At 22.7% G+C, this 15,804-nt stretch carries 9 protein-coding genes and 1 tRNA gene; 1 reads left to right on the top strand and 9 read right to left on the bottom strand.

Annotated features, from left to right (window positions below; genetic code table 11):
- Nucleotides 1–465 precede the first annotated feature (465 nt).
- The 8 genes from AUT07_RS00205 to ptsH form a co-directional block, all read right to left on the bottom strand.
- Nucleotides 466–1,695: an MFS transporter gene (locus AUT07_RS00205; RefSeq protein ID WP_066282572.1), complete on the bottom strand. Its 1,230-nt coding sequence runs from the start codon at nt 1,693–1,695 to the stop codon at nt 466–468.
- A 1,948-nt stretch (nt 1,696–3,643) separates the two neighbouring features.
- Nucleotides 3,644–5,002 (bottom strand): NCS2 family permease, encoded by a 1,359-nt coding sequence (locus AUT07_RS00200; RefSeq protein ID WP_066282570.1) that lies wholly within the window; start codon nt 5,000–5,002, stop codon nt 3,644–3,646.
- A gap of 146 nt (nt 5,003–5,148) precedes the next feature.
- A complete protein-coding gene (locus AUT07_RS00195) occupies nt 5,149–5,673 on the bottom strand; it encodes a single-stranded DNA-binding protein (RefSeq protein ID WP_066282566.1) in 525 nt (174 codons plus the stop codon).
- Between the two features lie 259 nt (nt 5,674–5,932).
- The gene (gene tyrS, locus AUT07_RS00190) at nt 5,933–7,210 is read right to left on the bottom strand and encodes a tyrosine--tRNA ligase (protein ID WP_066282561.1); all 1,278 of its coding nucleotides are present in this window, start codon (nt 7,208–7,210) and stop codon (nt 5,933–5,935) included.
- A gap of 131 nt (nt 7,211–7,341) precedes the next feature.
- A complete protein-coding gene (gene pdxH / locus AUT07_RS00185; protein WP_066282560.1) occupies nt 7,342–7,971 on the bottom strand; it encodes a pyridoxamine 5'-phosphate oxidase in 630 nt (209 codons plus the stop codon).
- Nucleotides 7,972–8,321: 350 nt separating this feature from the next.
- A complete protein-coding gene (gene crr, locus AUT07_RS00180) occupies nt 8,322–8,831 on the bottom strand; it encodes a PTS glucose transporter subunit IIA (RefSeq protein ID WP_066282559.1) in 510 nt (169 codons plus the stop codon).
- Nucleotides 8,832–8,870: 39 nt separating this feature from the next.
- Nucleotides 8,871–10,610 (bottom strand): phosphoenolpyruvate-protein phosphotransferase PtsI, encoded by a 1,740-nt coding sequence (ptsI, locus tag AUT07_RS00175; protein WP_066282557.1) that lies wholly within the window; start codon nt 10,608–10,610, stop codon nt 8,871–8,873.
- Nucleotides 10,611–10,751: 141 nt separating this feature from the next.
- Nucleotides 10,752–11,015: a phosphocarrier protein Hpr gene (gene ptsH, locus AUT07_RS00170; protein ID WP_066282555.1), complete on the bottom strand. Its 264-nt coding sequence runs from the start codon at nt 11,013–11,015 to the stop codon at nt 10,752–10,754.
- A 1,949-nt stretch (nt 11,016–12,964) separates the two neighbouring features.
- On the opposite strand from ptsH, the gene ligA reads away from it, so the two are divergent.
- Entirely contained in the window at nt 12,965–14,971 is a 2,007-nt protein-coding gene (gene ligA, locus AUT07_RS00165) for an NAD-dependent DNA ligase LigA (RefSeq protein ID WP_066282553.1), read from the top strand.
- Between the two features lie 621 nt (nt 14,972–15,592).
- Here the strand turns inward: ligA and AUT07_RS00160 are convergent.
- Nucleotides 15,593–15,665, bottom strand: a tRNA-Ala gene (locus AUT07_RS00160).
- Between the last annotated feature and the right edge of the window lie 139 nt (nt 15,666–15,804).

Below are 15,804 nucleotides of genomic sequence, written 5' to 3'. Positions count from 1 at the left end.
AATTTCTTTTCTTTAACTAAAGAAAATATATAAATATTTTTCAACTTTTCTATATTAATTAGATATATTAGATTTTCTAAATTAATTTTAAATATCAAAAATTGATGTTTTTATATTTCGTATTATTTAATAATATTAAAATTATCAATTATTAAAATTATTAATTTTTATTATACTTACTGATGGTAGATATAATTATATCTATTGGTAATATTATAAAATATTTTAGTGTTATTTTTATGTAATTTTAATCTATAAATAAAATTTTCTGAGAGTTAAAATATGTTATTTAGCTTCATGAAAATAAAAAATTATATATAGTTAATGTATTATATTTTAAGATTACATATATTATTTTTTATATAAAATTAAAAATATCTTTTGAATGCTCTTTAAGATTAAAAAAATATTATTTGCAAGATATTTGATTAAATAAAAGCCTTATATTTTATTTAAAATGTTTTATCAGTCTTTTATATTAGATATGTTTTTCTTATATAGAAATTTTTTAATAAATAATATTATTAAAATTAACCAACATAATCCACTTAATAAATTTAATAGATTGAAAGCATCTGTATCTCCTAATAGATACACTTTTTTAGAAATTTCTAACCCAAAAACGAATATTATCATACTTATGATCCCCATGGCAGCGGAAACTGTTCCCTTACTAATATTACTAGAAAATAACGTTAATCTTGTTAAACAGGAATTTATTATGCCTAGACCGAATGAATATAAACTTAATCCAACAGTAATCGATAAATAAGTTACTGATGGATAAAATACTGAAAATAAAGAAATTAATAAACCAATAACTATTGGGTTACCACCTAATTTTATTAGTTGAATTAATGTCAATTTTTTTGTTAAATAACTTAATGTTATATTCCCTATAATTAATCCTCCAAATACAGGTATTTGTAATAAAGCATAAGTAAAAATTTGAAGGTTTTCTTTATTTATTAGAATAAGTGGAGAGAGTGCAATCCATGAAAGTAGAGGTAAATTTACAAAACCAATTGCAAATGCACCATAAATAAATAGTAAATTTTTAAATACTAGTTTATAATCACACCATAACATATAAATAGATAATTTTTCTCCTTTTCTAAGGACTGTTTCTGGCATAAAAAAAAATAAACCTATAAATGAGGTTAGAGCTAAAATAGCAAAAATGATAAACATCGTTTGCCAAGACAGAATATTAATTAATGTTGCACCTATTAATGGACCTAACAATGGTGCTATTAAAGCAATATTAGCCATCAGTGCAATAATTTTAACGCAAATAGTTTCAGTAAAAGATTCTTGTATCGTTGCATAACCAATAGTACCAATAAAACATAATCCTATTCCTTGAAGAAATCGCATAAATATAAATTGTTTAATATTTGAAACAAATAAAATGCTTAAACAGCTAAAAATAAAAAAAAGAACACCTAAAAGCATTACTGGGCGTCGTCCTTTTTTATCTGATAAAGGACCAAATAACCATTGTAGAAATATTCCTCCAGCCAAATATGCTGTTAGAGAAGTTGGTACCCATTCTACCCCAACATGAAAACTTTTTACAATTTCTAACATAGCAGGTTGAATCATATCATTAGCTATATACACAGTAAATTCAAATAACACTAAGCTTAATGGAAAAAGTATATGATCATACTTTGATAAATAGTTTATATGCATAAGTTAATTCTTATAATGGTATATTATATGTATTATGAGTAGAATTTATAACCAGTAATTTCTTAAAAATAGAAAATAAATACTTAATTTAATTTATTTTATTGTTAATCTTTTAATATCTTTTTTTGACCTAAAAAGGAATTTTATATTCAGTAATAATGCTAGAAGATTAGCATACAATCTATGTTATTGTATATATTATTATATAATATAACTTTTTTAATTTTTTTTAAAACTAAAAAAATAATTTTTATTGATTTTATGATAAAAAAATTTAAAATTTTGTAGTTAAGTAATAAAACTTTTATAAGAAAAATGCTTTTATTATATTTGTTTTAAAAAAATTATATTTAGATCTTATTAATCTTTATTTATCAAGATATTAATATCAAGAGATTAATAAAAGAAATGCATCTTGTTTTTATATTTTATAAAGTTTATTAATGGAAATCAAATTTACTAAGTATAATATACCTTTATATTTTTTAGAATAAAATAATATATAAAAGTGTATTACGTGATATGATCTATTATCAAAATATATCTTTATGAAGATATTGTTGTTAAACATTATATTTTTAATTTGTTTTTGTAAATAAGGTTATAAACTTATTGCTATGAATTAATTTATATTTAATATATTTATTTTAATAATTATGGTTTAAATACTATGATTATTAAAATTAATTATAATTAAATAGATTATAGGTAAAAATATAATTTTGATGTTTTTCAATTCAGTAATTAAACGATTAGCTGAAACAATATCACGATCACGTTGATTTTTTAAATTATCTAAAGTATGAATTACTTTGGAATTAAGAAAAAATTACTGTTTTGCAAAATAGGTTTAATATTATCGCCTAAATATTTTTTTGATAGGCTTCATTACCTACTATACTACAGAATCTCTAAAGTTATTTAATCCTAATTTTATTACTAATCTATAGACTATTTTTTTGTATTTTAATTAATAATTTTTTACAACATAATTTTACGTATTTTGTTTTATTACATAATTGCACAAATCAAATAATTTGGAATATTATTACAGTTAACTAATAACTATTCTGTTTCTTTAAAGAAATAATGGTTGCCATATTTAAATAATGGATTATTATATTAAGTAGTTGCTAGACCATAATATAATTATTATTACTATTTTAGTAAAATTGAAAATTTATTTGCAATTTTACTAAAATTAAGTTTTTTCGATTACAAATAATTCAATTTTTTTAACAATTAAAGATGATTACCTATTATTTAATAATATTACTATTTCAGTAATAATATATAATGCAACTACTCCATAATATTAAGCTAATAATACAGCATTAGATAAACAGCATAACCTATATTTATAATAGTGATTTTTAAAATTACTTCCAAAAAAATTAGTATTTTAAATAAATAAAATATACTACTATTAATAATAGTTCTACTTTTTAAAATATAAAAAAACAAAATAACTTTTTAAGTGAATTTATTGTAAAACATAAAGTATTATACTAATATATATCAGATACTGATATATATTAGAGTAGTAGAGTAGTAAGCGTTTGTTTAAATTATTTTTTGATTCATTTTTGAATATTTAAATAAAATTAAAAAATATTTTATAAATAATATTAGTTATTAATATTATAAAATATAATAAGTTAATTTATTATTAATAATCTTACAAAAAAATTAATTAGTAAATTAGAATTTTTATTACTATTAATGCTTAGATAAAAGAAAAAATAAAATATATAATTTTTTAACTTATAAAATAGTGAAATTTTATTTTAATATTTAATAAATATAAAAGTATAATCCTTAAGATTATTGCAATGAATATTAGTTTTTTAGTAAAAAAAATCCCCTACAGTTAATGAATTTAAGAAATTTAAAAAAAAATTATAAAAAATTTATTATTATTTATATAATTTTTTTTGCTATTAAATAGCTAAACCACTATAGCTAAACCACTAATGTAAAATGTGATTAATATCACTGCTATTAAAATAGCACCTAAAGTTAATTTATGCCATTCCCCAGCACAAAAACGACCAATAACTAAGCAAGCAAACCCAATCATAATACCAGTTACAATATTACAAGTTAATAAAATAAAAACTCCACAAAGTAAACCAGAAATAGTATCAATCAAATCATTAAAATTTAGTTTTTTAATATTACTTAACATTAATAAACCTACATACATTAATGCTGGAGCTGTTGCATAAGCTGGCACTAAATAAGATATAGGTGATAAAAATATGATCAATAAAAATAATAAGCCAACTACTACTGCAGTTAATCCAGTTTTACCACCAACTGCAGTACCTGCTGCAGATTCAATATATACTGCTGCTGGAGAAGTACCAAGGATACCAGCAAAGATGCTACTTATTGAATCTGATATTATCGCTTTATCACCATTAATAATTTGATTTTTTTCATCTAAAAGATTGGCTTGACTAGCTACTGCCCTAATTGTCCCGGTAGCATCAAAAATAGCTGTAATAATTAATGCAAATAAATTAGGTAAAACAACTGGATCCAATGCACCAATAATATCCATATTAAATAATAATGATAAACCATTTACACCAATAGTTGGCAGTTTAAATAAACCATAATATTTTACTTTTGGATCAAATATCAAACCTAAAATAGAAATTGTAATGATAACTATTAATACCCCACCAGGTATCTTTCTTTTTTCTAAACCGGAAATAACAGCTAAACCAATAAGAGATATAATCACAGGAAAAGAACTAAATTGTCCAAGAGATATTGGTAACCCATCTTGATTATTTTTGATTACTAACCCAATGCTGTTAGCAGCTATTAATATTAAAAATAATCCTATACCAATTCCTATACCCTGAGAAATCCCCATCGGCGTATTTCGTAATATAAAACTACGTATATTAGTAATAGAGATTAATGTAAAACAACATCCCATTAAAAAAATGGCACCTAAAATAATAGGAATACTTAATCCTTGACTAATAATTAAGTTAAATGCTATTAATGCAGTTAATGAAATAGCACAACCTATAGCCATTGGCAAATTAGCCCATAATCCCATTAATAATGATCCAAATCCAGAGATCATACAAGTAGCAATAAAAACTGTTGTTTTTGGAAAACCAGCTTGACCTAACATATTTGGTATAACTATCACAGAGTATACCATTGATAAAAAAACAGTAAAACCAGCAATAATTTCACGACAAGTTGTGGAATGGCGTTGCTGTATTTTAAAAAAATCATTCAATTTATTATTACTATCTGAGTAAATATTTTTAATAAACATGTTAATTACTTTTTAAAATTTTGTTTATAATATTGTCATTATATCATTAATTTATTTTTTAACGAAATTTAAATGAAAAACATTTTTCTAAATGTTTTTCATTTAATGTTTCAATACTATTATTTAAATAATACCAATTATATTTATTAAAATGGAATATCATCATCAAAATTAATTATCGACTCAGTAAGTATATCAGTATTCTCTTTATTAGAATCTATATTTAAATTAGCATCACTATGCTGTTTAGGTTGCTGTGGTTTTTGTGGTTTATCAAAATTTCCAGAAATATTATTTTGTGTTATGCTTTCTTGCGATACATTTCTAGAACCTAACATTTGCATAGTACCACCGATGTTAACTATAACTTCTGTAGTGTATCGATCTAACCCATTTTGATCTTGCCATTTACGTGTTTGCAATGATCCTTCTATATATACTTGTGAACCCTTACGTAAATATTCTTCTGCTATTTCAGCCAATTTACCAAAAATTACAATACGATGCCATTCTGTTTTTTCTCTTATTTCTCCACTTTGTTTATCACGCCAACTTTCAGAAGTAGCTAAGGGGAAATTTGCAACAATACCACCATTTGGCATATAACGAATTTCAGGGTTTTGTCCTAAATTACCTATAAGTATAACCTTATTTACACCTTTACTAGTCATTATGTTTGTTTCCTAATGAAATATAAAATTATTTTAAAATATATAAAATAAACAAATTTACATTATTAAAGATAAAATATGAAAATAATATATTATTTATAGTGATTTTTATCAATTTATAGAAGTTGATAAAAATATTACAACATTATCTTAAATTTATTAGTGACTATTTAAGTAAATAGTAAATTGTAATAAAGTAAATCACTATATAATATATCTATCTTTTTTAAGTAAAAGATGATTTTATTTTTTAAAATAATTATTGCCAATTAATTAAACAGTAATTTTTTTTTCCACGTTTAAGCAAAGAATAACGACTAAATAACCGATCTTTAGTAGTAAAAATATATTCTGGATTAATTAATTTTTCACCATTAACAGTTATAGATTTTGATATTACTAAATTTCTAGCTTGACTACGAGAAGTAGCTAATTTTGCATCTACTAATGCCTGTTGTATGTTTATCCCAGTATTTAACTTGGTCATTGGAATACCATCTTGTTCTAATTGCAAAAAATCTTTTTGTGTTAAATTTAAAACAGTATTGGAAAATAAACTGTTTGTAATTCTCTGAGCAGATTTTAAACCATCTAGACCATGTACTAATTTGGTAACTTTTTCTGCTAATATATATTTAGATTTAGGTATTAATCCTGTATTTTGAACTTCTTCTTGTTGCATTGCATTAATTTCTGCAATTGGTATAAATGTAAAAAATTTAAGAAAACGGTAAATATCGTTGTCTGACGTATTGATCCAAAATTGATAAAATTTATATGGACTAGTTTTTTTTGGATCTAACCATATTACATCAGATTCTGTTTTACCAAATTTAGTTCCATCAGATTTAATAATTAGTGGTACTGTTAATCCAAAAACTAGTTTTTTATATAACCGACGAGTTAAATCAATACCTGACGTAATATTCCCCCATTGATCAGAGCCACCTATTTGTAATTGAACATCATATTCATAATAAAGATTAGCAAAATCATAAGATTGAAATATATTGTATGAAAATTCAGTAAATGAGATACCAAAATAATCCCTTTGAATACGTTGTTTAATAGCTTCTTTATTAATCATTTGATTAACCGAGAAATATTTACCAATATCACGCAGGAATGTCAATACTTGCATTTTGCTAAACCATTCGTAATTATTAACTATCTTAGCACTATTTTTACCACAATTAAAATCAAGAAATAATGAAATCTGATTACATATTTTTTCTGCCCATTTCTGGATATTTTCACTAGTATTTAATTTCCGTTTGGCAGATTTAAAACTAGGATCACCTATTAAACCTGTAGCTCCACCAATCAACACTATTGGTTTATGTCCAATCTGTTGAAAACGATTTAAACATAATAATGGAATTAAATGTCCTAAATGTAAACTATCAGTGGTAGGATCAAATCCACAATAAAGCGTTATTGATTCTTTAGATAATTTTTTTATTAATAATTTTTCATTAGTCGATTTTATAATTAAATCTCTTTCTTGCAGTATTTTTATTGGATTTTCATTAAACATTAATATCTCCATATAATTTATCTTATTAATTTTATGGATAAAATTATATAAAAATTAATACAATTTTAATAAATTAACTTATTAAATAGTAATAACAAGTAAGTTTGTTATTTATAAATAATTATTTCAGTTTATGGAGCTAATCGATCAATTTGCCAGTGATCATATTTCCATTGATATAAAAATCTATCGTGTAGTCGATTAGATCTACCTTGCCAAAATTCTACGCTATCAAATTTAACTCGATATCCTCCCCAAAAGCTAGGTAATGGTATTTTACCTCTTCTCATTTTTTGTTTTAATTCAAAAAATTTATTTTCTAATATATCTCTAGTTGTAATTTTTGTAGATTGATGTGAAATATAAGCTGTTATTTGACTATCTTTTGGCCGACTTTGAAAATATTTTATAACCTCAATTGTGGAAAGTTTTTCCGCCTTTCCCAGAAAACAAACTTGACGATCAACCTGATACCAAGGAAATAATAAACTTATTTTATTATTATGAGTGATATGTTGTGCTTTACGACTAGATAAATTCGTATAGAACACGAGTCCTTTTTTATCATAATGTTTAAGCAAGACCATTCTTTGATATGGCTGTCCATTAATATCTACTGTTGTAACACACATAGCTGTTGGATCAATCAACTTAAAAATATAAGCCTCCTTTAACCAACGTTCAAATAAAACTAACGGCTCATTAGTTAAATCTTTACGTCTTAAAATACCTTTAGTATATTCCCTTCTTAAATTAGCAATATTTAACTCTTTTTTTTTATCATTATGACCTTATTACCCTATAGTAAGAATACTTTTTATTATATACTTAATGAATAAAATCTTATATTATGAATAGTAAAAATTAACTAAGTAGGAATAAATATTCTCTATTTTTCTTTTATTAAAAAATAGCAATAAATATTAATTAATTTTATTAATTATCATAATAAATAACTATAAAAATAACAAATATTAAAAATATAATAAATTATACTATATAATAAATTTTACTAATATAAATCATAATTATATATATTGTGATAATTAAAGTAATTTATAGCTTTAACACAAAAAATAAAACATAATGTATTTTTATAAATTATATTAATTTATTTTCTTATTTGCATAATAACTGTTTCTCCAACAATCACGGAACCAGTAAATTTTGCCAGTTCTTTTATTTCATCCATATTAGAAATAACAACAGGTGTTAATATAGATTTTGCTTTTTTTTCTAAAACATTTAAATCAAATGTCAATATTAAATCGCCTGTTTTTACTTTTTGTCCTGTCTTTGCTATACGTTTAAATCCTTCACTATTTAATTTTACTGTATCAATTCCAAAATGTACAAATAATTCAATACCATTATCTGATATAATAGAAAATGCATGATTTGTATCAAATATTTTTCCAATAGTTCCATTGATTGGTGCAACTATTTTATTACCAGTTGGCTTTATAGCAACACCATCTCCAACAATTTTTTCTGCAAAAACAATGTCAGGAACATCTTCTATGTTAACAATATTACCAGAAACTGGAGCTTTAATATCAATATTAAAGACATTGTTATTATTATTTAAAATCCATGATTTTAATTTATGAAATAAACCCATAAGATTTTTCCTTATCAATTATTTTTATGGAGTAAATTATTAGCTAATAACTTTAGTAAAATTGTTTTTTTTAATAAAAGAATTAATTAAATCCATCAATTCTCTTACTGTAGGTTGATTAAGAGCTTCTTCTGCTAAAATTTTTGCATCATTAAATCTTACATTCCTGATAATTTTTTTAATATTTGGAATAGAAATTGCACTCATACTAAATTCATCTAATCCCATACCAAGTAATAATATTGTAGCACGCTCATCCCCAGCTAGCTCCCCACACATACCTGTCCATTTGTTTTCTGCATGGGAAATATCAATAACTTGTTTAATAAGTCTTAATACTGAAGGAGACATAGGATTATAAAGATGAGAAATAAGATCATTTCCACGATCAACTGCTAATGTATACTGTGTAAGATCATTTGTACCAATACTAAAAAAATCTACTTCTTTTACTAAATGATGAGCAATAATTGCTGCAGATGGTGTTTCAATCATTATTCCAATTTCAATAGATTTATCAAAATCATATTTTTCTTTGATTAATTGTTTTTTTAGTAATGTTAGTTCTTCTTTTAGGGTACGAATTTCTTCTACAGAAATAACCATAGGAAACATAATTCTCAACTTACCAAAGATAGATGCTCTAAGAATAGCACGTAATTGAGCATGTAGTATTTCTTTACGATCAAGAGAAATACGAATTGCCCTCCATCCAAGAAATGGATTAGTTTCTTTTGGAAAATTCATATATGGAAGATCTTTATCTCCACCAATATCTATTGTACGCACAATGATGGATTGTTGTTCCATAGCCCCTGCAATCATTTTATATGCTTGAAATTGTTCTTCTTCACTAGGTAAGTTATTACGATCCATAAACAAGAACTCAGTACGATATAAACCTATACCCTCAGCACCATTACACTTAGCTATTTCTAAATCATGTAAAGTACCAATATTTGCACAAATTTCAACTTGGTGTCCATCTAAAGTTATTGCCGGTAAATTTTTTAATTTTGCTAATTCTATTTTTTTACTTAAATATTCTTTTTTGATTGATTGAAGTCTATTAATTTCATAATTAGATGGTTTTTGATAAATACAATTATTAATTGCATCTAATATAATATAATCATTTTTGTGTATATTTTTTGTTGCGTTTCTTGTACCAACAATAGCTGGGATTTCCAATGATCTAGCCATAATTGAAGTATGAGAAGTACGGCCACCTAAATCAGTAATAAAACCTAGTACTTTATTTAAATTTAATTGTGCTGTTTCAGATGGAGTAAGATCAACTGCAACTAAAATTATTTTTTCTGTAATTAAACTAAGGTCAACAATGGGTATTCCTAAAATATTTTTTAATAATCGTTTACCTATATCTATAACATCAGTGATTCGTTCTTTGAAATATTCATCATTTAATTCTTCTAATGCTGTAGTTTGTTTTTTTATCATTTTTTGAACTGCAGCATCTGCTGTTTTATATTCTTTTTTTATACAAGAAAGAATTTCTTTTTCAAATTCTTCATCTTCAATGAGCATTATATGCCCTTCAAATATTTCTGCTTTTTTTTCACCAAGATTTTTTTTAGCAGTTTTTTTTATCGATTGTAATTGGTTTACTGTTTTTTTACGGCCAACAATAAAACGATTAATTTCACTACTAATTTGATCATTAGAAATTTTTTTATAATTCACAATAATTGATGTTTCTTTAAGTATTAATACCCTACCAAAGGCGATACCTGGTGAGACTGGAATTCCTGAAATCATAAATGTTACCTTACTACTGGGCAAAAAATAATAATTAACTTATAGGATTATTGCTTTTATATTGTAATAACTAAAATAAATATCCCTTATTTTATATTTAGGGATATATGATAAATAAAAATTATTTATGATGTAATTTCATTACTCCAATTCGGACATTAATTTAACAAGATGTTCTACTGCTTTTTTTTCATCTTCACCTTCCGCAGAAATAGTTACGACAGTCCCTTGAGTTAATCCAAGGGTTTGTAGTTTAAATAAACTTTTAGCACTAGCAGATTTACCATTACCATTATAGGTAAGTGTTATTTCTGAGGAAAAATTTTTTGCCTCTTTAACAAATTGTGCTGCAGGACGAGTATGAAGACCATTAGCTGCTGTGATGGTGACTTCTTGTTGGAACATATCATTTACCTCAATAAATTTAATTACTTTCAGTAATATTCAAAAATACTTTGCTGTATTATTTAAGATAATACCATTATTTTTTTCTTTGTAAAAATAGTTTATTTAAATATAAAAATAGTCAATATATTCACATATTATGACTTATATCCTGTAACATAACTCACATAAATTTTTACTACTTATTTAAAATTAAATTTTGATTATTGAACACTCAATAGCTTAAATACTAAACTCATTTAAATAAATCATCTCAATACATATTAAATTTTGATCTATAACACAAAAAATAATTTTTAAATTAAATATGCTAAAATATTCTTTATCAAAGGATATAAAAGTATATTCAAAATGATAATATATCTTATAAAAAAGATAAATAATTTATTATATATCAATTATGTAATTACTAAGATATATTATTTTTGCGTACTTTATTTTTCAAAAATATGTAAGAAGAAAATACTGGCATATAATACTGGCATATTTAAAATAAAATTATTATTTAGTAATGTTTTAATATTAATATAAAAACAATTTTTCTTTACACTAAAGTTATTTCAAAAATAATTATGTTATTTCTTTGTTTGTTTAAATTTAATTCTCTTAATTCTCTATATTTAATCATTATTAAATAGTTTACTAAACTAAAATTAAATTTTAAAATTACTGAAATTATTTAAATAATATTTACAATGTACATTATTTTATTATTGCATTATATATATTTATATTTACATTAAATATATAATAAGTAAATTAATTTTTTGCAAAAATATCAATAAGCAATAAACGCAAATAATTAAAATCATTAACAAATAGAATTTATAATAAAAAATATTAACACAAGTTTATTATTTTATTAAGATTGATATTATAATTTGTGGGATATTTTTATTCCATAAAAATAATATATTAATAATTAATATCTTAAGTGACTTAATAATAAAATAAATTGCACACTAATAAAATTAAGTAATATATCTTTGATATAATAAAAAATTAAAAATAGATAATTAAAATGATGTAATATATATGCAAAGTTTTAGGAAGACTAGTTATATTTATCTTATGTAAATTTTAATTAATGCTTCATTAACATTACGTAACATATTTATTCTAAAGTAATCATTTACTTAAAATTAAAATGCTAAATATTCCAATTGTCTATAATTAGATGTCGTTGATGTCGTTATAGAGAATACTAATAGTATTTGGTCAATTTTTATGTTATTTCACAGGTCACTAAATAATTTAGTGTATTTTAATTTTTAAAAAGTAAATTTATATACCAAGATATAAATTAATTAGCGATAGCAATATAGACTCTTTTAAATAATGTAAAATAAAGAAAATTAGCTAAAACTAGAATATACTTTACTTACTTTCAATAAATTCAAAAATTAAATATATATTTACGTATATAATTTTTAACTAAAATAATTTATAATACTAAATACTTAGATTATATAAAATTGTAAAATTAAGCAGAAAATTAGCTATTATTTGCTAATAAAAAATATATTTTTAAAATTTTACGATAGATATATTATAAGTAAAGCATACCTTATTATTAGCCATATTTTGAAATATGGCTTTAATCTGAATAAAAAAAAGCAGACTGTATTTTTGTTAATATTTTTAGTTTTACAGAGCTATTTAGCTTATTCAATAATATTGAATATTTTTATATTTAAATTAAAAATTAAATTTTAATTAAAAAAATAACTATCTTTATAATTTAAATATATTTTTATCAAAAGTATATTTTTATCAAAAGTAAATATAAATTTAATACTTTAAATTTTAAAATATATTACTTATTTGTCATATAAAAATAACAATATCTTTCATTATGAATGAAAAACTATATAATGAAACATCAGAATTATAATTTTAAAATAATTAGTTATTAACTTATATCATATTATACTTTAGATTTATAAAAAATGAAAGAAAAACAAAGTTACCTTACACAACTAAAACAGCAATTGCGATATCATGAATATCAATATCATGTGCTAGATACACCTGTAATATCTGATTTAGAATATGATCTAATGATGCAAGAATTAAAAAATTTAGAAGAGAAATATCCAGCATTAATTACTAATGATTCCCCAACACAACGAGTTGGTGGCTTGCCATTAAAAATTTTTGATCAAGTGTATCATGATACACCGATGTTATCATTAGATAATATTTTTGATAAAGCTAATTATTTATCTTTTGATAAACGAGTTCATAAAATTTTAAAAAACAACGAAACATTAATGTTTTGTTGTGAACTTAAAGTAGACGGGGTGGCGGTAAGTTTATTATATGAAAATGGTGTATTAATCCGAGCTGCTACTCGTGGAGATGGTAAAATAGGTGAAAATATTACTACTAATATTCGTACTATTCGAGATATCCCCTTACGTTTATTTGGTGATAATATTCCTGAACGTATTGAAATTCGTGGTGAAGTATTTATGACTCATAAAAATTTTAAAAAGTTGAATGAAAATTCAAAACGTAATAATGGAAAAATTTTTTCTAATCCACGTAATGTAGCAGCTGGTTCATTAAGAAATCTTGACCCTAGTATCACTGCTAAGAGATCGTTATCCTTCTTTTGTTACGGCTTTGGATCAAGCTATGGTAAAAATTTACCAGATAGTCAATATAAATGTTTAATACAGTTTAAGAAATGGGGTTTACCAGTTAGTGATAAAATAAAACGTTGTCAAAATAGGGAACAAATTTTATCTTATTATAATGAAATTAAAGAGAATCGTTTAAGTTTAGGTTTTGATATTGATGGTATTGTTATTAAAGTAGATTCATTACTACTACAAAAAAAAATAGGATTTATCACTAGAGCACCACGTTGGGCTGTAGCATTTAAATTTACTAATCAAGAACATATTACTTTACTAAAAGATATCAAATTTCAAGTGGGTCGTACAGGTATAATTACACCTGTTGCTAAATTAGAACCTATTATAATTGAAGGTGTTACCATAAGTAATGCAACATTACACAATTTTGATGAAATTAGACGTTTAGGATTACATATAGGAGATACTGTCGTTATTCATAGAGCTGGAAATGTCATACCACAAATTATTAATGTAGTTATAAATAAAAGGCCTATCAATAGTCTTAAAATTCAATTGCCTAGATATTGTCCAGTTTGTGGTTCAAATATTAAATGTATTGATAATGGAGTTGTAATACGTTGTACTAGTGGTTTGATTTGTGCAGCTCAACTTAAAAGAACCTTGATGCATTTTGTTTCTAAACGTGCAATGAATATTGAAGGCTTAGGAAATAAAATTATTGATCAATTAGTAGACAAAAAATATGTAATGACAGTAGCTGATCTTTATTTGTTAAAAGTTGATATTTTAACTAGCTTAAATCGCATAGGATATAAATTAGCGCGTAATTTAATTAATTCTATTAATAAATCAAAAGAAATCACATTAGCAAAATTTATTTATGCATTAGGTATTAGAGAAGTTGGAGAAACAACATCTATCAATTTATCAATCAATTATGCTAATTTAAATTCGCTAATGAATACAGATATAGAATCTTTAAAAGAAATACAACATGTTGGTGAAAAAATTGCTAGTTACATTATTAATTTTTTTAATGATAAATATAATATAGATATTATCAATAAACTAATTAATGAAATTGGCATTAATTTACAAACAATACCAGATAAAAAAAAGGATAATAAATTTATCAATAAAACAATAGCTTTAACTGGAAGACTAAGTTGTTTAACTAGAAATGAAATAAAAGATAAATTAATATCATTTGGAGCAAAAGTTACAAATAATATTTCTAAAAAAACTAATTTATTGATCTCGGGTAATTTTGGTTCAAAGACTAAATTATTAAAGGCAAAGAAATTAGGAATAGAAATAATTAATGAAGATCATTTAATGAAATTATTATAATATTTATTATATAAAAATATTATCTATTAATAAGTTAGTAAATTTTTTAATTAGATTTATAAAATTAATAATTTAAAATATTTAATCATATGAATTTTTTGTTAAAAAAATGATCTAATCATATTGATTTAAAGCAAAATATTAAAAAAATATTGTATTTAGCTAAATATTGATTGAATATTTTTAATATTTTTTCATAATTGAAAAAAATTTTTATAATGATCATGATTGTAATAATTTACAATATTATTAATTGTCTATTAAATAAAAAATTAGTAAATATAAAATGAAATAAGAAATTAAGAAATAAAGATATCAATTGATAAATTATTTAATAATTTTAAAATAAAAAATTATATCTAGAATTATAAAAAATAGTACAAATGATTTTATTAAACTTAAATTATTGTATTTTTTACATGCTTAAAATATTAAAAATATATATAAGTTTTTAAATTTAAAATATTTATATATTTTATGTTTATTATCTTATGGCTAATAAAATAATATATATATATAATATACTTATATTTCGATTACTTTAAAATAAAAATAATCAAAAAATATGTTAATAACACGTATCAAATGTAATATATGAATGATGTAAAGCAAAGAAATTAATGGAGCTAAGCGGAATCGAACCGCTGACCACTTGTATGCCATACAAGTACTCTACCATCTGAGTTATAGCCCCAATAATCAAATAAAATTATTATATGAAATATAAAAACATTTAAATTTTAAATAAAAATAATTAAAACATTTTTATAAAAAATCCTACTGCTATTATTACTAATATATTTTATAAACATATTTTAGCATAACTAAATTAG

It is taken from the genome of Candidatus Arsenophonus lipoptenae (assembly GCF_001534665.1).
GTDB lineage: Bacteria > Pseudomonadota > Gammaproteobacteria > Enterobacterales > Enterobacteriaceae > Arsenophonus > Arsenophonus lipoptenae.
Note: the sequence above shows the minus strand (reverse complement) of the source record. Positions and strands in the feature narration are given on the sequence as shown.

What these genes read in the sequence shown, in the direction of transcription:
- AUT07_RS00205 (WP_066282572.1), bottom strand. Translation starts at nt 1,695, where the DNA reads ATGCATATAAACTATTTATCAAAGTATGATCATATACTTTTTCCATTA.
- AUT07_RS00200 (WP_066282570.1), bottom strand. Translation starts at nt 5,002, where the DNA reads ATGTTTATTAAAAATATTTACTCAGATAGTAATAATAAATTGAATGAT.
- AUT07_RS00195 (WP_066282566.1), bottom strand. Translation starts at nt 5,673, where the DNA reads ATGACTAGTAAAGGTGTAAATAAGGTTATACTTATAGGTAATTTAGGA.
- tyrS (WP_066282561.1), bottom strand. Translation starts at nt 7,210, where the DNA reads ATGTTTAATGAAAATCCAATAAAAATACTGCAAGAAAGAGATTTAATT.
- crr (WP_066282559.1), bottom strand. Translation starts at nt 8,831, where the DNA reads ATGGGTTTATTTCATAAATTAAAATCATGGATTTTAAATAATAATAAC.
- ptsI (WP_066282557.1), bottom strand. Translation starts at nt 10,610, where the DNA reads ATGATTTCAGGAATTCCAGTCTCACCAGGTATCGCCTTTGGTAGGGTA.
- ptsH (WP_066282555.1), bottom strand. Translation starts at nt 11,015, where the DNA reads ATGTTCCAACAAGAAGTCACCATCACAGCAGCTAATGGTCTTCATACT.
- ligA (WP_066282553.1), top strand. Translation starts at nt 12,965, where the DNA reads ATGAAAGAAAAACAAAGTTACCTTACACAACTAAAACAGCAATTGCGA.